Raw genomic sequence first — 20340 nt, forward strand, 5'->3', positions numbered from 1 at the left:
ATACATTTTATAATGGAATATTGCCATGCTTTTTGGGGGGCCTTTGCTCTCTTTTTGTAATGGAAATTTTGAGCGCCTCAATGATTTTGTTGCGGGTAAGCTGTGGCTCAATCACATCGTCAACATACCCGCGGGCAGCTGCAATGTATGGATTTGCAAACTTTTGAGTATACTCTTCTATCCTTCTTTTTCTTTCCTCTTCGGGATTTTGAGCGTTTTGTATCTCTTTTCTAAATATAATATTTGCTGCGCCATCCGGTCCCATAACAGCTATCTCGGCAGTTGGCCATGCAAACACAAAGTCTGCACCAATGTGTTTGCTGCTCATTGCAATGTAAGCCCCACCATATGCCTTTCTCAAAATTACATTTATTTTGGGAACTGTCGCCTCTGAGTAAGCATACAAAACCTTAGCTCCATGACGAATTATTCCATTGTGCTCTTGGTTAACACCTGGCAAAAATCCAGGCACGTCTGTAAATGTTATTATAGGAATATTGAAAGCATCGCAAAATCTTACAAATCGCGCTATCTTGTCAGATGAATCATAATCAAGCACTCCAGCGTTCACTTTGGGCTGATTTGCTACAATTCCTACGCTAAAGCCCCCTATTCTACCAAATCCTACAACAGCATTTTGAGCAAAATAAGGTTGTACCTCTAAAAATTCTTGATTGTCTACTACTTTATAAATTATTTCTTTTACATCATAAGCTTTGTTTGGTTCTGACGGAATTATACTTTCGAGCTCTGGTATAAGCCTTTTTTCTGAATCAGATGACATTATAAAAGGTGGGTCTTCCATGTTATTTGAGGGTATAAATGACAATAAATACTTTATCATGTCAAGCAGGTGATACTCATCCTCTGCAATAAAATGAGCAACTCCGCTTTTTGAGCTGTGGGTGTAAGCACCACCAAGCTCTTCAAAGGATATCTCCTCTCCAGTCACAGCTTTTATAACCTGAGGTCCTGTAACAAACATTTGGCTGGTTTTGTCCACCATAAAAATAAAATCCATAATAGCAGGAGAGTATACAGCTCCACCTGCACAAGGTCCCATGATAGCTGCAATTTGTGGAATTACACCTGATGCCATGGTATTTCTATAGAAGATTTCACCATACCCTGCTAATGCATCAACACCTTCTTGAATTCTTGCACCACCAGAATCATTTATACCTATTACTGGACAACCATATTTTAATGCTAAGTCCAAAACTTTACAAATCTTTTTTGCATGCATCTCTCCAAGTGAACCGCCTATCGAAGTAAAATCTTGAGCATAAACAAATACTTTTCTGCCATTGACTGTTCCATAACCTGTTACAACACCATCACAGGGGACAAATGTATCTTTCATATCAAATTCTTGACATCTGTGCTCAACAAACATGTCTATTTCATTGAAGCTTCCAGGGTCAAGTAAATATTCTATCCTCTCTCTGCAAGTAAGTTTTTTGCTATCATGCTGTTTTTTTACTTTATCTTCTCCACCAAGTTTTAGTATTCTTTCTCTCTTTTGCTTGAGCTCTTTGAGCTTGTCTGTCATTAAAAATCCTCCTCAAAGGTGATTTATCATGTAGTATTAATATCTGGTATTAATATATTATGCTAATTTCTATTTTATAACATCCAAATATTTTTAGCAAGAAAAAATTGAAAAAATAAAATGAGGGTGTGGACTTTTTATAAAAGGTACTTTTTTGGATATTGTCCACACCCTTTATTTTAAAAATTCTCCCAAAAATTTTACTCTATCATCAATATCAGCTCTCTTACTATCTTTGCGGCAAGTAGTGCTGTTCTGTCAGAAATATCGTAGTATGGAGCAACTTCCACTATGTCTGCTCCTATTATATCGAGGTCCTTTAATTTAAGTAAAATGTCAAAAAAATCCGAAGATAGAATTCCGCCTGGCTCAGGTGTTCCTGTACCAGGTGCAAAAGCCGGGTCAAAAACATCTATATCTATCGATAGGTATACCTTTTTGCCTTTTAAATTTTTTATTACATCATCAATTTTACACCATTTGTCAACCAAATAAAGATTGCTATTCTTTTTTGCAAATTCAATTTCTTCTTTAGATCCAGACCTTATACCAAATTGGTATATATTTTTAAAGCCTATTAGCTCACCAACTCTTCTCATGACAGTGGCATGTGAAAACTTTTCACCAAGATACTCTTCTCTCATATCAGCATGAGCATCAAAATGAAGTACATACAACTCTTCATCAGTTGAATTTGCTGCCGCCTTTATTAGAGGAAAACTAATCAGATGTTCACCGCCCAAGAAAATAGGAACTTTTCTTTCTTCAAACAGCTTACAAGCAAACTGATATATTGTCTCAATACTTTTTTCAATATTTCCAAAAGGAAGCTCTAAATCTCCCATATCACAAAAGGTCTTATCATAAAGGCTTTTGTCTTGATAGATAGAATACTCCTCCAGCTCTATTGACACTTCTCTTATCTTTGCAGGTGCAAAACGCGAGCCAGGTTTAAAGCTTACTGTTAAATCCATAGGAATTCCGGCTAAAACTATGGTACTTGCTTGATAATTTTCTGTTGCACATAGAAAAAAAGGTTTGTAGAGATTAAAGCCCATTCATTTTTACTCCTTTTTTATTTTATAATTTCCTGGACAAAAGTTGGCAGTGCAAATAGAGCTTTATGCAACTCCGGATTGTAATATTTTGTATCAATTCTTTTTATCTTTGAAATATCCACCTCAAGCGGATCATACTTCTTAGAACCAAGAGTAAAACTCCAAAGCCCGCTTGGATATGTTGGAATAAATCCAAGATAAAGTCTTGTTATTGGGAAAATAGACTTTACTGCATGAAATACATTTTTTATCAATTCCTGGTCATAAAAAGGCGACTCGGTCTGTGCAACAAAAAGTCCATCCTCTTTCAAGCATTCAAATACCGCCTTATAAAAACTATCTTGGAAAAGCCCCACTGCTGGTCCAACAGGATCTGTTGAATCCACAATTATAACATCAAACATGTTTTTGTTCTCAGATACAAATTTTATTCCGTCGGTTATTATGACCTCTGCTCTTTCGTCATCAAGTGCACAACTTATCTCAGGAAGGTATTTCTTGCTTGCTTCTACAACTTCTCTATCAATCTCGATTAAATATGCCTTTTCAACCTCGTCATGTTTGAGAATTTCTCTGATAACTCCTCCGTCTCCCCCACCTATGACAGCAACCTTTTTGGGATTTGGATGGGTGAATAAAGGAACATGAGAAATTAACTCATGGTAACAAAACTCATCAGCAATTGTTGTTTGAACAGCGCCGTCCAGTACAAGCATCCTACCAAACTGTTTGGTTTCAAGTATTGCCAAGTCTTGATATTGAGTCTTTGCCGTATAAATGGTCCTTGTTATCTTGCATGTAAATCCCAAGTCAGGAGTCTGTTGCTCGGTAAACCAAAGTTCCATCTCAGCCAATTTCTATTTACCTCCTTGCCGAAAACTTTAAACAACAGTGAATATATTACAATATCCGACAAATAAATTCAAGTTATTAATTTTTTCGTCCTAACATGTCTATAAAATTTAAAAGCGTATTTTTTTCAATAACCTTTGAAAATGAGAGGTGTTCAGATAAAACATTGAGTCCAAAAACAACTACAAACACAGTCCATATCAAAAACGAATTGTAGGCTTTTGAATAGCTATTTGTCAAAATGAGAAAGAACAGATACCCAATCGCGTTAGAGCCGGCATCTCCAAGCATATAAAATTCTCTCAAATCACCTACAAAAAACGGAATGGTTAAAGTCAAAAGCACAACTGCTGTACTGTCAAGATGCACAAAAAAACTAAGTATTACACCGAATATCCATAGCACCTTTATGCATCTGCCAGGTCGAAGGTCAAACAGGTTAAAGAGATTAACACACAGCGAACCCAAAATAGTATAAAAAACTGACTGAGCTACTTCTTTGTGTAAAATCATACTTGAGATAAAAATCACAGCTGGCACTGATATCATCTTTAAAAGTCCAGTTGAAAATTCACCATTTTTTATAAATCTTATAACATGTCCTTTAAAACCTTTGCTTTTATTGTCACCAAAAATGTCGTCCAACAAACCTATAAAGGATATGCACCACATCGAAATAGCCACAACTAACCATTTAGCATTTGAAGTACGAAAAAATATCTGTAATAAGTATATAACCCAGCTCAGCGACAAAACAATACCCATACAACACGGAATTTTCTTACCTCTAAAATTTTCTTTCAACAAAAGATTGTATTTTTTAAGATAGAAAGTGGAAAGAATTAGCATCCCTATTTCGAATCCACAAAAAATTAAATAATCCTTTACCAGATTTTTCACGCCCTCCATTTGGTAATAAAAACCCAAAATATATCCTTCATCTGTCGAATTTTATGTAATAAATCTTTCAAACTTTTTCCCTTTTCGTCGTGTGAAAAATCAAACTCAACCTCTTTTATCTCATAACCCATATTAATAAAATCAATTAACATTGAAATGTCAACTCCATATCTGTCAGGAATGTATTTGATATCTTTTAAAACAGAAAATGGAATTATCCTCTGACCACTGAGACAATGCTCAACCTCTTTTCTGGTATAAATTCTCACCACAAACTTAGCAAACTTTTTCACAACTCCAAAACCTTTTTTTCTCACTTTTATAGGATAACCAATTAGCATTTGTTTATCGTTTAGAACAAAAACTTTTTCACAAAATGCTTGCAACTCTTCTTTTTTTACCTTTAAGTCACCATCCAGAAGGATTATCCTGTCAAAAGACCTGTCTTTGAGATATTCAAATGCTGTTTTTAGAGCCGCACCCTTGCCTTTGTTTTTATCATGTCTTAGTATGATGCACTTATCACACTTAAGTAAAATCTTTTTCTTAGAACCATCATCAATAACAAGTATATTTTTTATAAACTCTATGTTAGATAAGTCCAGAAGAAGCTTTTTAAAAGATTGTGGAGGATTGTATACAGGAATTACCACAACAATATTCAATTGTTTTCTTCCTCTCATGAGAAGTTTGCAAAATCAAATTCTTTATGGCATAACATTTGCAGATTGAAGATTTTGATATAGCTCAAGCAAACCTTCTCTTCTCTTTTTCAATGAATTTTCAGAAACCTCAATGCTTGTAAAGGTATTAGGCATTAAAAGGTTTGCCTCTTTTTTAGTTCCATAATTGCCATTTCCACCTCTTATAAGCTCTATAAGTGAAACTTTGCCTGTCAGTTCATCAACGTTATCAACTGTATCCAAGCCCATGCTTTTGTACTTTTCACAATAGTTTATCTCACTGTACGATTGCTCAACCCCAACAATGTTGAGGTCGTTTATACTTCTCAACTTTTCAATAACTCTTCTATCAACTGCGTTAAAAGTATCGTTCTGAAGAGTATTTCCACCTGCTATTAAAATTGTATCGGCAATTTCTCCTGATAGTCTATTTATTTCTATATATCTTTTTTCTGTAAGTTTTGTCAAAAGTTCATCCTTCATGTCAAATACCGCGTACAATGCTAGAGTATTTATTATGTCTTCTGGAAGTTTATATTCTGAAAAATCGTTTGTCTTGTTATTCAAAACATCCACAAACGTTCTTTTTACTTTTACAATTCTTGCTAACTTTATTTGATTTTTTCTCAAAAAATCTATTAGGTCGTTGTATGAATAATCTGTTGATGTTACAATGAGACTTACAACTGCATTACTTTTGCATGTTTTGAGATATGCATTTACTAGAGTGTCATTTATTTTTCCCAGTTGATTTATCTGCGATTTGTACTCATCAATCTCTTTTAAAAGCCTGTCATTTTCTTTTTTTAACTCAACTAAATTCTTATCTATAAGGCTTAACTGCTGCTGAAACTGTTTTTGAACAAATTTTTCACTATTTACAGAAAATCCAATAAGAATCCCAACTCCAAGAGCAACAAAGATAGAAGCAATAGTAATAACGAAATATTTTATACTAACTCCATTCATTCTTTCCTACCTCAAGATTACTCTCAGTTTTAGTTGAATCAAATAGAAAAAGTACTGAAAAGGTGGGGTTACCATGAGGATTGCAAGTATAGGAATAAGTGCAGAAAACAACAAAACCCCGATATATTTGAAACTTACCTTTTCAGTATAAAGCTTGGATACACCTCGTGCATCCACAAGCTTTGAACCTATTTTTAGCCTGACCAGAAAAGTGCTTGACATTCCTTTTCGACCTTTCTCTAAAAAATCAAGCATACTGCTGTGAGAACCAACCGAAACTATCAGTTCTGCTCCCTTTTCATAAGCCAAAAGCAAAGCCACATCTTCACTTGTGCCAGGACATGCTATTGTTTTTGCCTCAAGTCCCAAAGCCTGTATCCTTTTGAGCCCTGGCGCATATCCATTCGGATATGAATGAACAATTATCTCGTCACATTTGTAAAGACTTTCTTCAGACACACTATCCATATCCCCAATTATAATGTTTGGTCTTATCTTTTCCTCAAGCAATGCATCAGCAGCACCATCAACTGCAATCACTACCGGTTTTATCTCTGTAATATAGCCTTTTATTGCTTTTATATCTTTTTTAAAACTGCTCCCTCTTGTCACAACAAGTACATGTCTTCCAGCTATTTTGGTTGAAATGTCAGGCATTTCAAATTGTCCTAAGATAAATCCTTTTTCCTTTTTCGCATACTCTAAGGTATTTTCTATAAAATCTTCCAAAAGATTTTCCATTTCTTTGAAACTCTTTTGATAAAAAGATTCAAACTCTTCTTTAGAAAGATATTTTGCATCACACAGATAATTGCCGTTTAAAAATATCTTATCATCTTTGATTTCTATAATGTCCCCTTCTCTTATTCGATTAAATACATCTTCCCCTAAATTATCAATTATAATCACATCGTGTGAAAGAAGAATCTTCGCACCAACTGCTGGAAACTTCCCAGTAAAAGACTTAGCACAGTTAATTACCACCTTTACTTTTTTTTCTAAGAGAGAATATGCAGCTACCTCATCAATATCCTCGTGCAATATGACAGGTATCTCCCCTGGTCTTAATCTTTTAACTAAGTTCTTGGTCCTTCTATCAATCCTTACCTTGCCTTTTATCATCACTTATCACTCTTGTTTTTTTGCAGTTTTGGATTTACAATTTCACGCCATGATAAGTCTCCTCTATCAAGGGCTTTTATCAAAAGTTCTGCTGTTGCAATGTTTGTTGCAAGAGGAATATTATGGACATCACAAAGACGCAAAAGTGCATTCACATCTGGTTCATGAGGCTGAGCTGTAAGAGGGTCTCTCAAAAATATCACCATGTCAATCTGATTGTATGCAATTAAAGACCCTATCTGCTGGTCCCCTCCGAGCGGACCTGGAAGAAATCTATGAACTTCAAGCCCTGTTGCTTCCTGAATTAACCTTCCAGTAGTTCCTGTCGCATATAATGTGTGTTTTGACAATATAAACTTATAAGCTATTGCAAATTGAACCATAAGTTCTTTTTTCTTATCATGGGCAATAAGTGCTATATTCATTCTCTTCACCTCAAAACATAGTTTTTATATTTTCCCTATAAATGCTTTGCACAATTCCAAGTGATGCCATGGAAGTAAGCATCGAGCTTCCACCATAGCTTACAAACGGCAGAGGAATTCCAGTCACAGGCATTATCCCAAGAGTCATTGCAATATTGACAAACATCTGAAAACTAAACATACCTGCAACCCCAGCAACAATGTAAGATGCAAGCTTTTCTTTGCATGTGGAAGCTATTCTAATAAGGTTCAGTATAAGCAGCGCATATACTGTTATTATAATTATACATCCTACAAAACCAAGTTCTTCCCCTGCCACACCAAATATAAAGTCGGATTCTTTCACAGGAAGATAATCAAGCCTGTTGATTGTTCCCATAAATAAGCCTTTGCCAAATACTCTACCTGACCCTATAGCTATCTGAGAGTATATTACCTGCCATCCTTTTCCCATCGGGTCAAGCTGGGGATTTAAAAATATTCTTATTCTATCTTTTTGATATTCATGAAGAACAAATTCCCATGCAATAGGAATAAACACCAAAAGTGCACCAATTGCTGCGTAGAAATATCTCAAGTCCAGCCCTGCAACAAATAAAATTGTAGCAATTATGGCGATGAACACAGAAGCTGTTCCCAAGTCGGGCTGTTTTAAAACAAGAACTATAGGAATTGCAGTGAAAATCAATACTTTGACCAATGTTTTAAACTTATTAATATTTTCCTGCATTGTAACAACTTTTGCAAAAAATACTACCATGAGCAATTTAGAAATCTCAGACGGCTGAAACGAAAATGGTCCAATTTTTATCCATCTCTGACCACCAAGTACATTTATACCTTTTATGTCTACATACAAAAGCAGAATAACCATTATCATATAAATAATAACATAAAAGTTTGCAAATATTCTATAGTCAATTAATGAAAAAACGAAGTATAAGCTCAGTCCCAAACAAAACCAGATGACTTGCGAAATTACCAATTTATATTTTCCTGTCTCCAGAACGTTTGTCGCACTCGCAATTAAAATAAAGCCAATAAGACAAAGAATTATCATTAAGATGGTTATGAAAACATTGAACCTTTTTTTTATGGTCTCTTTGTTTTTCACTATCATTTTAATCGTCAGCCTCGTTGTTTAAAATCTCAGATTTCTTTACAGATTTTATAGGAATATTGGCAATAAGTGCAGGAACAAATTCGCCTTTCTGCTCAGACGGTGTTCTGGTTATTTGAATTTCCAAGAGTTTGTCGTCAATCACTATGTATTTTTGTATAGCCTTCAAAATCTCATTCTTTATCATCTCTAAAAGTTCTGGAGACACGTTTGCCCTGTCGTGAATAATAACAAGTTTTAGCCTCTCCTTTGCAATGTCTTTTGAAGATTGTTTGTTAAAGAACTTGTTAAAGAATTCAAACATCTTTATTCCTCCTACGAATTATTTAACCCCAAAAGCCTTTTTAGCCTGCTCAAAAAACCTGAATTTTCTTCCTCGCCCACAATAGGAATATTCTCACCCAGAATTCTTCTTGCAATATTCCTATACTCTTGCCCCGCCTTTGATTTTTCGTCCATTACCACAGGTTCTCCTTTATTGGTGGAGATTATAATCTTTTCATCATCAGGAATTATCCCAAGAAGTTCTATTGAAAGAATTTCTAAAATATCATCAATGTCCATCATATCTCCACGCTTTACCATATCAAACCTTATTCTGTTTATGATGAGCTTAGGGTTGTGAAGCTCATATGCTTCCAAAAGACCAATAATTCTGTCGGCGTCACGTACAGCAGAAACTTCCGGGGTTGTCACCACAATTGCTTTTTGTGCACCTGCAATTGCATTTTTAAAGCCTTGCTCAATCCCCGCAGGACAGTCAATCAAGATAAAATCAAAATCGTCCTTCAACTGTTCGCACAAAGCCTTCATCTGCTCAGGTGAAACGGCAGTTTTGTCTTTTGACTGAGCAGCAGGAAGCAAATAAAGCCCATCAAATCTTTTATCTTTAATTAGTGCCTGTTTTGGCTTGCATCTTCCTTCAACAACATCCACAATGTCAAACACAATTCTGTTCTCAAGTCCCATAACAACATCTAAATTCCTAAGACCTATATCAGCATCAATCAAAAGCACCCTTTTTCCCAAAACGCTCAAATATGTCCCTACATTTGCAGTGGTTGTTGTCTTTCCAACTCCACCTTTACCAGATGTAATTACATAAACCTCTCCCATCTTCTAAAACTCTCCTTTTTTCGTTTTTTTAAAATTGCGTAACAGGCTTAACAACTATCGTATCATTTTCTATATAAGCAATCTCAGCAACTGACTTTTCACGTTTATTTTCCTCATCAGGTGCCCTTGCAATTATATTGGCAATCCTGATTTGAACAGGGTCCATCTCAAGCGCAAAAACGACAGCATTTTTGTTCCCTGAAATGCCCGCATGTGCAATCCCTCTGAGCGCTCCCAGGACAATAATGTTATTTTTGGATATCACCTCTGCTCCGGGATTTACATCCCCTATAATTATCAGATCAGACTCTGAGGTTATAACTTGTCCTGAACGCAGAGTACCTTTGTGCACCTTTGCATTGAGCTTTTCTTCTTTTATATTTTCAACTCGTTCCTCTGAAGTCGAAATAAGATTATGAAAACTAATCTCGTCCCATGGAAATATTATATCATGCACTCCTCCAAATGTCTTCATTATCTCTATTAGCTTTTGAAGCTCATAACTGTTAAGCTTCCTTCCAATGAACTGGATAGGAATCTCATATCCTGAAAAAAAATTTTTGCCGTTTATAACTTTTTGCTTAAAATGATCACAGATTGTCTCAAAATCACAACTGCTATCCAAAATGACAGCAATTCCTTTCCCAAACCCTTTTAACACAACAGGTTCATTCAAACCAAACCCTCCCCCTTTTATGGCCTCTCTTCTTGTTGCGAAGGCAAATTAAAATATGCATCTATTATATCCCTTGCAACATACGCAGCATATGAACCATGCCCACCATTTTCCAAAACTATAGCAAAGGCAATCTGGGGGTCATCATAAGGTGCAAAACCAACAAACCAAGCATGTGCAGCCGATGAGTTTGAATACTGTGATGTCCCTGTTTTCCCTGCCACTGTAAACGGCAAATCCTTGAACGCTTGTCTTGCTGTTCCTCCCTCTTCACTTGTAACACTTTTCATTCCTTCAAAAACTGCCTTTTTTGTTGATTCATACATTTTTACCCTGCTGAGTACTTTTGGCACAGACTTATAGATGACTTTCCCATTGGCATCCACAATCTTGTCTATGAGGTTCACCTGATATCTTGTCCCCCCATTTGCAACAGTTGCAATAAAACTTGCCATCTGGATAGGTGTAAATGCATTTATAGACTGACCAATAGCTGCTAAAACTGTATCACCAGGATACCAAGGTTGATTAAAGATTTTCTTTTTATTCTCTTCATTCGCAAGTATACCGTTTGATTCACCATCGAGTTGAATCCCAGTTTTCCCACCAAGACCAAATAGTGTTGCATACCTGTCAATCCTTTCTATACCAAGTCTTCTTCCGGTTTCATAGAAAAATACGTTACAAGAAACTTTAAGAGCATCAACAACATTTACCCAGCCATGCGTGGTTCGATATCTATTCCACAGCCAGCATGCAGGAGTAAACCCTGACTTTGCGTAATACATATATCTACCTGTATCCAATATTTTTTCGTCTGGCTTGATGACACCTTCCTGAAGACCTGCAATCGCTGAGAGTATCTTAAAAGTTGAACCAGGAGGATAAACCCCGGCAATTGCCCTGTTGAACATTGGTCTTGTGGGGTCATTAATCAGCTTATTCCATTCACTGGTAGTGATGCCTTTTATAAATATGTTAGGATTGTATGAAGGATAACTTGTGAGAGCAAGAACATTGCCTGTTTTTACATCAATTACCACAGCAGCACCACTGTTTGCTTTTGGGAATCTCTCACCATAATCACCATTTCTTATCTTTTCTAAAACTTTTTTGAGCGACTCATAAGCAACTTTCTGAAGCTTAGAGTCTATGGTCAGATAGACATTTGCTCCCTTTGTTGGTTGTTTTTCTATCTTGACATCATTTATCCTTCCAAACTTGTCAACTTCAATGAGCTGCAGTCCATCCTTGCCACGCAAATAATCTTCGCACTTTTTTTCTATTCCCTCAACACCAATTAAACTATCCTGAGAATATCCTTTGTCTTTTAACTTTTCGTATTGTTCTTGAGTTATTTTACCTATCCTTCCTACCACGAACGCGTTGTATATTGCATCCTTGTAAATTCTTACTGCCTTTGCTTCTATGTTTACAAACGAAAAATCTCTGCGCCTTTCTTCAATCTCAGCAATAGTCTTCATGGAAATGTCAATTGCAATTGTAACAGGTTGATACATTTGATAATAGTTATAAAAAAGCATATCTTCAATAGCCATTACCTGAAGAGTAGTTTGCAGGTCAAGATTTTCTGGAATATAAAATTTCTTTCTCAAAAATTCAAAAACTTGCTGCGCAGAAAAATTCGAAGGAATGTCTCTATCTTTTTTCCATTGTATTTCTACTTTTTTTGCAAGTTTCTTGTCTGCAATACCAAAATTAAATCTGATAGGATTTATGTCAATTTTAAATTGATTTATGATTTTGTCTCCATTTTTATTTAGAATATTCACAATCTCTATTATCTTTTTTGTAAACTCTCTTTTCTGACTTTCAGTTCGAAGCTGCTGAGTTTTCATAATCTGGAGAACATAGGCAGGCCTGTTGTCAGCAAGTGGTTTACCATTTCTATCGTAAATAATACCCCTTGGCGCTTCCAAGTTTGCTTTTTGCATCAACTTCTTTTCAGAAAGTTCATAGTAATAATCTCCCTTTACAAGCTGTAAATAGCTCAAGCGCCCAGTTAGAATTAACACAAGGCATATAAAAAGTATGTATAAAAAAGTCCACCTATTAAATACGTTTTTTTCTTTTAACTTTTCTATAAACAATATCTTCATTCTTCTTTCAAATTTCTCCCCTTTTTGAGTTTCAGTAAGTATTTACTTTCTCTCAACACAGTAAAGTAAATGAATATTCCAAATACTGAGTCAAGAATAAATTGAATGATAGAATTACTCAAAAATACTGAAGGTAGTGGTATTCTATTAAAAGCAATACCTATTGTAATATATTGTAATAAATTCAAAGAAAAGATGTATATTAAAAGAAACAACAGAAATATCTCAACCCTTTGCAGATAAATCTTTTCTTTAAGTCTATTTGAGATAATTACAAGTAAAACCATTAAAAAGAGGTTTAAGAAAAAGCTATTTGAAAATAAAAAACAAAAAACAAAAATAATAAACAGATTAGCTATTATTGCATCTGAAAAATCAAAAAATATAGCGTTACTAACAATGAGTGGTAAAAAAAGTATTACAGTGTTTCCTTTTATTTGAATAACTTCTTGTAGTACTGTTTGAAAAATAATTGCAATAACAATGTTTATCCCATGCAAAATTAGCTTATTTTTGAGCAATTTACTTCACACCTACCGACAAATTTATATCTTTTACCTGCTTTATTACCATCACATATTCTACATTTTCGATGTCAACTAAAGGTTCTATTAAAATGTTTTTGGTAAGCTCAAACCTGTCGTTTTTTATCTGCACAACCTTGCCAATGGCAATTCCTTTTGGAAATATCTCTCCCATCCCAGAGGTTATAACAATATCATTAAGTTTAATCTTAGAATCTTTCGAAATATACCTCAGCTCACATAACCTTTTTGACAAAAGATTGACACTCCCTCTTACAACACCAATTTCTCTTGTTCGCACAACCATAGCAGATGCTGAAAAATCAGGGTCAAGCAGCGTCACTACTTTTGCCCAATTTGCTCCCGTATCTACAACATATCCTATCAGTCCTTGGTTGTTGATAACAACCATGTTTTTCTTTATGCCGTTTTTTTCTCCTTTGTCGATGATAAAAAAACTAAGCCAGGCTTCTTGAGATCTCTGAACAACTCTGGCAATTTCAAAACTTGCGGCCAACCCAATTTGTTCTTTGAGCCCCAAAAGTTCTTTTAATTTTGCATTTTCACTTTTTATCTCTTCAATGGTAATTTTATCTGTATTTAACTTATTCAGCTCTTCTTTTAATCGCTTGTTCTCAGCAATGATTTGGTTGAGATGAAATATTCCGTTTATATATTCTCTTATGTCTCTGATAATCTTAACTACTTGGGAATTTGCAGGAATATATCCCTCTTTCAATTTTCTCGAGACAATATTTGAATCATAGTTTTTGAGGGATATTACAGTTGCAACTATACTAAATAAAAATGCAAACAAAACAACAATGGTTAATAAAATATTTCTTTTCAAAATATTTCATCCTCCACTATCTTGAGCTCCTGTTAATCATCACATTTCGTAAGGTTTCAATTTCTTCCAGCGCCTTTCCAGCCCCCAGTGCTACACAATCAAGAGGTCTTTCAGCTATGTGAACAGGAAGACCAGTCTCTTTGCTTATAAGTTTGTCAAGCCCTTTTAAAAGCGCACCACCACCTGTCAACATAATCCCTCTTTCCATAATATCTGCTGCAAGCTCTGGTGGAGTTTTTTCAAGAGTTTGTTTTATTGCATCAACAATTGCCATAACAGGTTCTTTTAAGGCATCTCTTATTTCTGTGGATGAAACCTTTATAGTTTTTGGAAGACCTGTTATAAGGTCTCTTCCTTTTATTTCGTACCATTCTTCCTTTTCAAGAGGATATGCAGAGCCAATGTTTATTTTTATCTCCTCTGCAGTTCTATCGCCTATCATTAAGTTGTATTCCTTCTTTATATAGTTTGAAATTGCCTCGTCAAACTCATCCCCAGCAATTCTGAGGGATTTACTGGTGACAATTCCTCCTAAGGATATCACAGCAACCTCTGACGTACCCCCACCAATATCTACTACCATGCTGCCAGACGGCTCATCAACAGGAAGTCCTGCACCAATAGCTGCTGCCATAGGTTCTTCCATTATATAAACCTCTTTTGCTCCTGCCTTGTAAGCCGATTCTTCCACAGCCCTTCTCTCAACTTCTGTAACACCAGATGGAACACATATCACAACTCTTGGTCTTAACCCAAGAAATGATTTTTTATATGCTTTTTCCATAAAATACTTTAACATGACTTGAGTTGTATAAAAATCAGCTATAACACCATCTTTCAATGGTCTTATTGCCACAATGTTGCCAGGTGTTCGGCCAATCATCTCTTTTGCTTCATTTCCAACCGCTAAAATCTTTCCAGTGTCTTTTTGAACAGCCACAACAGACGGTTCATTCACAACAATGCCTTTCCCACGTAAATGTACAAGAGTGTTTGCAGTGCCCAAATCAATTCCCAAATCTCTGTAGAATGATTTTAGAAGTCCCATCACAACTCTCCTTTCATTAAGTCATATCCAAGTTTTTGTAGCATGATGTTTAGTTTGTACAAGGGAAGACCAACTACATTGTAAAAACAGCCCTCTATCCTTTCAACAATTAAGCTTCCAAAACCTTGGATTGCATACGCCCCTGCTTTATCAAAAGGCTCTTTTGTTGAGATATAACTTAATATCTCCTCATCGGACATTTGCTTTATATAAACATTACTTTTTTCGTATTCCACCAAAATTCTCTCGCTTGGTCCATCAATTATACATACACCGGTGTAAACAGTATGCCACTTACCGCTTATTTTTCTGAGCATCCAGAAAGCTTCATCTTCATTTGAGGGCTTCCCCAGGATAACTCCTTCAACAAACACCACAGTGTCAGCTGCAATAACCAAACTTTGTTTACTATCTTCCCCAAGTTTATTAAAAACCTCTTGAGCTTTCTTTTTAGCAAGCTGCATTACATTTTCTTCAACCGACAGACTTTGATCTATACTTTCATCAACATTTGATGGAATTACTTCAAACTCAATGCCAAACTGCTTCAAAAGCTCTATTCTTCTGGGTGATGAGGATGCAAGAATTACTCTTCTCAATTTTGTCAAGCATAACCCCTTTCATACACTGTGTATTGAATGTGAATTTTGTGTAGTCTTCTAAGCTCTCTGATATTCTATTATATCATTAATATGTTACAAAAAAAATAACTTTTGATAAAAAAAGAAGCTGGCAAATTCATGGACCAGCTTCTTTTTTCTAAGATTTAAATTAAACTTAGTACAGTGGTCTTTTCTTATAGTGTGTATGCAAAATATGATGAGCTTTTTCGCTATTTGGATGACCTAAGAACTCTTCATATAATCTTTTTACAGCAGGGTTTTCATGAGACTTTCTTATTGGCAGGGACCTATCCTCATCGTATATTGCGCTTGCTCTGAGCTTTGCAACATCTATTTTCTCCTTGACCTTTGCAGGAACAATTGGCTGACCTCCACCCATTATGCATCCGCCAGGGCATGCCATGATTTCTATAAAGTGATACTCTTTTTCACCGTTTTTGACCATCTCAAGAAGTTTTTTAGCGTTTGCAAGACCATGTGCAACAGCTGCTTTAATCTTCATACTCCCAACGTCAATCTCAGCCTCTCTTATTCCTTCAAGGCCACGAACTTGAGTAATTTCGACATTTTCAAGTGTTTTTCCTGTTAGCACTTCATATACAGTTCGCAGTGCTGCTTCCATTACACCGCCTGTTGTTCCAAAGATGACACCTGCACCTGTTGCATCTCCCATTGGGTCGTCAAAGTGGCTATCCGGCAAGTTCACAAAGTCAATTCCCGCTTCTTTTATCATTCTTGCGAGCTCTCTTGTCGTCAATACTGCATCAACATCTGGATATCCACTTGCCGCAAGTTCTTCCCTTTGAGCTTCGAATTTCTTAGCAGTACATGGCATGATAGACACAACAAACATGTTCGCAGGGTCAATTCCCATTTTCTGTGCAAAGTATGTCTTTAAAATAGCACCAAACATCTCATGTGGTGATTTGCAGGTAGATAAATTATCTAAAAATTCTGGGAAGTAGTGTTCACAGAACTTAATCCAGCCTGGTGAACATGAGGTTATCAACGGTAACTTACCACCGTTTTTAATTCTGTTGATAAGCTCTGTACCTTCTTCCATAATGGTAAGGTCTGCGCCTGTGTCTGTATCAAATACTTTGTCAAACCCAAGCATCTTGAGAGCAGTTACCATCTTGCCGGTAACTCTTGTACCAATTGGAAGTCCAAACTCTTCACCAAGTGCAACTCTGACAGCTGGAGCTGTTTGAACAACCACATATTTGTTCTTATCTGCAAGTGCTTTCCATACAATGTCTGTTGAGTCTTTCTCTCTTAAAGCTCCAACTGGGCAAGCCTGAATACATTGCCCGCACATTGTACATGCAACATCATTTAGACTTCTGTCAAATGCAGTGGATATAACTGTTCTGAAACCTCTGTAATTTGCATTAATAACTCCAACCTCTTGAACATTCCTGCAAACATTTATACATCTTTTACAAAGTATACACTTATTTGGGTCTCTTACAACAGAAGGTGAAAAATCATCAAGAGGTCTTCTTATATTTTCGCCTTCATATCTAATTTGCTTAACATTTAAATCTTCTGCAAGTTTTTGAAGTTCACAGTTTCCGCTTCTGACACATGTCAAGCAGCTCCTGTCATGATTTGAAAGAATAAGCTCAAGATTGACCTTTCTTGCTCTTCTTACCCTTTCACTGTTTGTGATGACCTCCATGCCTTCTGATACAGGGTAGACACAAGCAGCCTGCAAGCTTCTAGCCCCTTTTACTTCAACAACGCACATTCTGCAAGCACCAATTTCATTTATACCTTTGAGATAACACAGGGTTGGAATCTCAACTCCTGCTTCGCGTGCTGCCTGAAGCACTGTATAATCCTTTGGGACCTGAATCTTCTTGCCATCTATTGTTATATTCACCATTTCCATTTGTCATACCCTCCCTTGATTATGCCTTCTTGGAGATTGCTTTAAACGGACACTTCTCTATGCAAACGCCACATTTGATACATTTGCTCTGATCAATCTCAAAAGGCTTTTTAATCTGGCCTGTGATAGCATTTGCAGGACAATTCTTAGCACATATGCCACAACCTTTGCAAAGCTCTTTGTCTATCACAATCCTGAGCAGTGCCTTGCAAGCACCTGCTGGACATCTCTTTTCTTTTACATGTGCCTCATATTCATCCCTAAAATATCTTAGTGTACTCAAAACAGGGTTTGGTGCAGTCTGACCAAGTCCACAAAGAGCACTGTCTTTTATTGAGTATGCAAGCTCTTCTAACTTTTCTAAATCCTCTTCTGTGCCATTTCCGCTTGTTATCTTCTGCAAAATTTCAAGCATTCTTCTTGTCCCTATTCTACATGGTGGACATTTTCCGCATGACTCGTCAACTGTAAATTCTAAGAAGAATTTTGCTATGTCAACCATACAGGTGTCTTCATCCATTACAATCATTCCGCCAGATCCCATCATTGTACCAAGTGCAGTCAAAGAATCAAAATCAATTGGTGTGTCCATAAGCGATGCTGGAATACATCCACCTGATGGTCCACCTGTTTGAACTGCCTTAAATTTCTTGCCGCCAGGAATTCCACCACCAATATCCTCAACTATCTCTCTTACAGTTGTTCCCATTGGAACCTCAATGAGACCTGTATTGTTAACCTTTCCAACAAGTGCAAAAACTTTTGTCCCTTTGCTCTTCTCTGTTCCAATTGATGCAAACCACTCTGGTCCCTTTAGAATTATTACTGGAATGTTTGCGTATGTCTCAACGTTATTAAGTAAAGTAGGTTTTCCCCACAAACCTTTTACAGCTGGGAATGGTGGTCTTGGTCGTGGTTCTCCTCTGTGTCCTTCAATTGATGTCATCAGCGCTGTCTCCTCACCGCAGACAAATGCACCAGCACCAAGCCTTATCTCGATATCAAATTCAAAGTCTGTACCCAAAATATTCTTGCCCAAAAGCCCGTACTGTCTTGCCTGCTCTATAGCAATCTCAAGTCTTTTTACTGCCAAAGGATACTCTGCTCTTACATACACATAACCTTGCTTTGAGCCAATCGCATATCCAGCGATAGCCATTGCTTCAATTACAGAATGCGGGTCACCTTCTAAGATGCTTCTGTCCATGTACGCTCCTGGGTCACCTTCGTCTGCGTTGCAAACAACATACTTAACATCACCTGGAGCTTTTGCTGCAAACTCCCATTTGAGTCCTGTTGGAAAACCACCGCCACCTCTTCCTCTAAGACCTGACCTTTTTACCCAGTCAATTACCTGTTCAGGAGTCATCTCTGTAAGAACCTTTGCCAAAGCCTTGTATCCATCATATGCAATATATTCTTCGATATTTTCTGGATTTATAACACCGCAGTTTCTGAGAGCAATTCGCATCTGTTTTTTATAGAATTTGACCTCATTTAACGATTTAATCTGACCTTCTTCTACAGATTCTCTATACAAAAGTCTCTTTACTATTCTTCCTTTTAAAAGATGTTCTTCAACAATCTCTTTTACATCAGAGTCTGCAACCTTGCTATAAAATGCCCCTTCTGGATAAACAATTACAATTGGACCTTCTGCACAAAGACCAAAACAACCTGTACGAATTACCTGAATCTCATCTTTTAAATTCTGAGCTTCAATCTCTTTTAAAAATGCATCATATATTCTATCTGACCCACCTGATGTACAACCTGTCCCACCGCATACAAGAACGTGCGATCTGTACAATGGCATGTTAGCCTTACCTCCTTTTAGTTATTTGCCTCTTTATTTTCTTCATAGCCAATTGTGTATTCATACACTGGTTTTCCATTGACCAAATGCTCTGCAACAACCTTTAAAACCTTTTCAGGAGTCATTTTGACATATGTGACCTTTTCTTTATTTGGCTCATACACTTCTACAATTGGTTCATACTTACAAAGCCCAATACAGCCTGTTTGAACAACTGTGACGTTTTTTAAATTCCTTTTTTGTATCTCTTCAACAAACTTTAGCATGACAGGTCTTGCACCTGCTGCTATTCCACATGTTGCCATTCCAACAACAACTCTTATACCTTCGCCTTGCTGTTTTCTGAACTCAAGCTCTTCTAACGCTTTTTTCCTTATTTCTTCAAGCTCTTGAATAGACTTAATCATTTATTATTTACACCTCCGGTTAAATTTGATAAACCACTTTCTAACTGACCACGAATAAAGTCAAGAACGCTCAGAGTATTTAAAGGAATATCATCACCCAGAACGTCTCGGATGCTTCTTGTGTCAAAAGTAAACTCGTTTCGGTCTTTTTTGTAACAAAACTTAAAATCCACATCAGGTGCTCCGGTTATAAGTGCAAGTAAGGTCTCGGTTATATTTCCAAGAGGAGGTCTGTCTATATGAGAATGTTTCATCTTAAGCACTATTTTAGTGCCCTTTTCAAGCCTTTCAATAGTAAAGCTTCCTTCACAGTCCATTGCAAGTTGTTTTGCTAAAGAAAGACCAAGTCCTACTTTTCGCGTTTTTCTTGTGGTGTAAAAAGGATCTGTTACTTTATCAATAACATCCTGTGGAATTCCTCTGCCGTTATCCTCTATTGTAATGGTAAAAAGATCCTCTTTCAAATCTTCGGCAATCTCAATCTTAACCAAACTTGCACCTGCTTCTATCGAATTTTGCACAAGGTCAAGGATATAAAGCGAAAGCTCGTTCAATTAAATCACCTTATATTTTTCACCGTTGTCA

General features: G+C 36.4%; 21 protein-coding genes. All 21 read right to left on the bottom strand.

The features are described 5' to 3' along the window. Positions 1–7 precede the first annotated feature (7 nt). Positions 8–1552, bottom strand: coding sequence for an acyl-CoA carboxylase subunit beta (locus OTK01_RS07070; RefSeq protein ID WP_029227586.1), 1545 nt, complete (start codon positions 1550–1552; stop codon positions 8–10). Between the two features lie 200 nt (positions 1553–1752). Beyond that, positions 1753–2610 carry an agmatinase gene (gene speB / locus OTK01_RS07075; RefSeq protein WP_029227585.1) on the bottom strand — a complete coding sequence of 286 codons (858 nt, stop codon included), beginning with the start codon at positions 2608–2610 and terminating at the stop codon, positions 1753–1755. 17 nt (positions 2611–2627) lie between these two features. Next, positions 2628–3455 carry a polyamine aminopropyltransferase gene (gene speE / locus OTK01_RS07080; RefSeq protein WP_029671827.1) on the bottom strand — a complete coding sequence of 276 codons (828 nt, stop codon included), beginning with the start codon at positions 3453–3455 and terminating at the stop codon, positions 2628–2630. 85 nt (positions 3456–3540) lie between these two features. After that, positions 3541–4371: a hypothetical protein gene (locus OTK01_RS07085; RefSeq protein WP_416352866.1), complete on the bottom strand. Its 831-nt coding sequence runs from the start codon at positions 4369–4371 to the stop codon at positions 3541–3543. Beyond that, the gene (locus tag OTK01_RS07090; RefSeq protein ID WP_029227582.1) at positions 4359–5027 is read right to left on the bottom strand and encodes a glycosyltransferase; all 669 of its coding nucleotides are present in this window, start codon (positions 5025–5027) and stop codon (positions 4359–4361) included. The genes OTK01_RS07085 and OTK01_RS07090 overlap by 13 nt, the downstream gene beginning before the upstream one ends. A 42-nt stretch (positions 5028–5069) precedes the next feature. Continuing rightward, positions 5070–6014: a copper transporter gene (locus OTK01_RS07095; RefSeq protein WP_029227581.1), complete on the bottom strand. Its 945-nt coding sequence runs from the start codon at positions 6012–6014 to the stop codon at positions 5070–5072. Positions 6015–6020: 6 nt separating this feature from the next. Then, positions 6021–7136, bottom strand: coding sequence for a putative cytokinetic ring protein SteA (gene steA, locus OTK01_RS07100; RefSeq protein ID WP_029671826.1), 1116 nt, complete (start codon positions 7134–7136; stop codon positions 6021–6023). Further along, positions 7136–7561: a methylglyoxal synthase gene (gene mgsA, locus OTK01_RS07105; protein ID WP_011917393.1), complete on the bottom strand. Its 426-nt coding sequence runs from the start codon at positions 7559–7561 to the stop codon at positions 7136–7138. The genes steA and mgsA overlap by 1 nt, the downstream gene beginning before the upstream one ends. Positions 7562–7571: 10 nt before the next feature. Then, positions 7572–8681 (bottom strand): rod shape-determining protein RodA, encoded by a 1110-nt coding sequence (gene rodA / locus OTK01_RS07110; protein WP_013432590.1) that lies wholly within the window; start codon positions 8679–8681, stop codon positions 7572–7574. A gap of 1 nt (position 8682) precedes the next feature. Further along, entirely contained in the window at positions 8683–8985 is a 303-nt protein-coding gene (gene minE / locus OTK01_RS07115; protein WP_013432589.1) for a cell division topological specificity factor MinE, read from the bottom strand. An 11-nt stretch (positions 8986–8996) separates the two neighbouring features. Then, a complete protein-coding gene (gene minD / locus OTK01_RS07120) occupies positions 8997–9797 on the bottom strand; it encodes a septum site-determining protein MinD (protein ID WP_013432588.1) in 801 nt (266 codons plus the stop codon). Between the two features lie 28 nt (positions 9798–9825). After that, a complete protein-coding gene (gene minC / locus OTK01_RS07125) occupies positions 9826–10473 on the bottom strand; it encodes a septum site-determining protein MinC (protein WP_013432587.1) in 648 nt (215 codons plus the stop codon). 17 nt (positions 10474–10490) lie between these two features. Further along, positions 10491–12593: a penicillin-binding protein 2 gene (mrdA, locus tag OTK01_RS07130; protein WP_029227579.1), complete on the bottom strand. Its 2103-nt coding sequence runs from the start codon at positions 12591–12593 to the stop codon at positions 10491–10493. Continuing rightward, positions 12590–13114 (bottom strand): hypothetical protein, encoded by a 525-nt coding sequence (locus OTK01_RS07135; protein WP_029227578.1) that lies wholly within the window; start codon positions 13112–13114, stop codon positions 12590–12592. Before OTK01_RS07135 ends, mrdA begins: the two co-directional genes overlap by 4 nt. A gap of 1 nt (position 13115) precedes the next feature. Further along, positions 13116–13967 carry a rod shape-determining protein MreC gene (gene mreC / locus OTK01_RS07140; protein WP_029227577.1) on the bottom strand — a complete coding sequence of 284 codons (852 nt, stop codon included), beginning with the start codon at positions 13965–13967 and terminating at the stop codon, positions 13116–13118. A gap of 16 nt (positions 13968–13983) precedes the next feature. Next, a complete protein-coding gene (locus OTK01_RS07145) occupies positions 13984–15015 on the bottom strand; it encodes a rod shape-determining protein (RefSeq protein WP_014042203.1) in 1032 nt (343 codons plus the stop codon). Further along, positions 15015–15623, bottom strand: coding sequence for a Maf family protein (locus OTK01_RS07150; RefSeq protein WP_013432582.1), 609 nt, complete (start codon positions 15621–15623; stop codon positions 15015–15017). The genes OTK01_RS07145 and OTK01_RS07150 overlap by 1 nt, the downstream gene beginning before the upstream one ends. Before the next feature lie 169 nt (positions 15624–15792). Continuing rightward, positions 15793–17532: an NADH-dependent [FeFe] hydrogenase, group A6 gene (locus OTK01_RS07155; RefSeq protein WP_013432581.1), complete on the bottom strand. Its 1740-nt coding sequence runs from the start codon at positions 17530–17532 to the stop codon at positions 15793–15795. A 19-nt stretch (positions 17533–17551) separates the two neighbouring features. Continuing rightward, on the bottom strand, positions 17552–19348 hold the full coding sequence (nuoF, locus tag OTK01_RS07160) for an NADH-quinone oxidoreductase subunit NuoF (protein ID WP_013432580.1): 1797 nt from the start codon (positions 19346–19348) through the stop codon (positions 17552–17554). 17 nt (positions 19349–19365) lie between these two features. Beyond that, positions 19366–19755 (bottom strand): (2Fe-2S) ferredoxin domain-containing protein, encoded by a 390-nt coding sequence (locus OTK01_RS07165; protein WP_013403318.1) that lies wholly within the window; start codon positions 19753–19755, stop codon positions 19366–19368. Then, positions 19752–20309: an ATP-binding protein gene (locus OTK01_RS07170; protein WP_013432579.1), complete on the bottom strand. Its 558-nt coding sequence runs from the start codon at positions 20307–20309 to the stop codon at positions 19752–19754. Before OTK01_RS07170 ends, OTK01_RS07165 begins: the two co-directional genes overlap by 4 nt. Positions 20310–20340: the final 31 nt, after the last annotated feature.

Source organism: Caldicellulosiruptor acetigenus (genome assembly GCF_026914305.1).
GTDB lineage: Bacteria > Bacillota > Thermoanaerobacteria > Caldicellulosiruptorales > Caldicellulosiruptoraceae > Caldicellulosiruptor > Caldicellulosiruptor acetigenus.

Coding starts and splice junctions, on each gene's coding strand:
- minE (WP_013432589.1), bottom strand. CDS start 8,985: ATGTTTGAATTCTTTAACAAGTTCTTTAACAAACAATCTTCAAAAGAC.
- OTK01_RS07165 (WP_013403318.1), bottom strand. CDS start 19,755: ATGATTAAGTCTATTCAAGAGCTTGAAGAAATAAGGAAAAAAGCGTTA.
- steA (WP_029671826.1), bottom strand. CDS start 7,136: ATGATAAAAGGCAAGGTAAGGATTGATAGAAGGACCAAGAACTTAGTT.
- mrdA (WP_029227579.1), bottom strand. CDS start 12,593: ATGAAGATATTGTTTATAGAAAAGTTAAAAGAAAAAAACGTATTTAAT.
- speB (WP_029227585.1), bottom strand. CDS start 2,610: ATGGGCTTTAATCTCTACAAACCTTTTTTTCTATGTGCAACAGAAAAT.
- OTK01_RS07070 (WP_029227586.1), bottom strand. CDS start 1,552: ATGACAGACAAGCTCAAAGAGCTCAAGCAAAAGAGAGAAAGAATACTA.
- nuoF (WP_013432580.1), bottom strand. CDS start 19,348: ATGCCATTGTACAGATCGCACGTTCTTGTATGCGGTGGGACAGGTTGT.
- OTK01_RS07155 (WP_013432581.1), bottom strand. CDS start 17,532: ATGGAAATGGTGAATATAACAATAGATGGCAAGAAGATTCAGGTCCCA.
- mgsA (WP_011917393.1), bottom strand. CDS start 7,561: ATGAATATAGCACTTATTGCCCATGATAAGAAAAAAGAACTTATGGTT.
- minD (WP_013432588.1), bottom strand. CDS start 9,797: ATGGGAGAGGTTTATGTAATTACATCTGGTAAAGGTGGAGTTGGAAAG.
- OTK01_RS07085 (WP_416352866.1), bottom strand. CDS start 4,371: ATGGAGGGCGTGAAAAATCTGGTAAAGGATTATTTAATTTTTTGTGGA.
- OTK01_RS07095 (WP_029227581.1), bottom strand. CDS start 6,014: ATGAATGGAGTTAGTATAAAATATTTCGTTATTACTATTGCTTCTATC.
- speE (WP_029671827.1), bottom strand. CDS start 3,455: ATGGAACTTTGGTTTACCGAGCAACAGACTCCTGACTTGGGATTTACA.
- OTK01_RS07145 (WP_014042203.1), bottom strand. CDS start 15,015: ATGGGACTTCTAAAATCATTCTACAGAGATTTGGGAATTGATTTGGGC.
- rodA (WP_013432590.1), bottom strand. CDS start 8,681: ATGATAGTGAAAAACAAAGAGACCATAAAAAAAAGGTTCAATGTTTTC.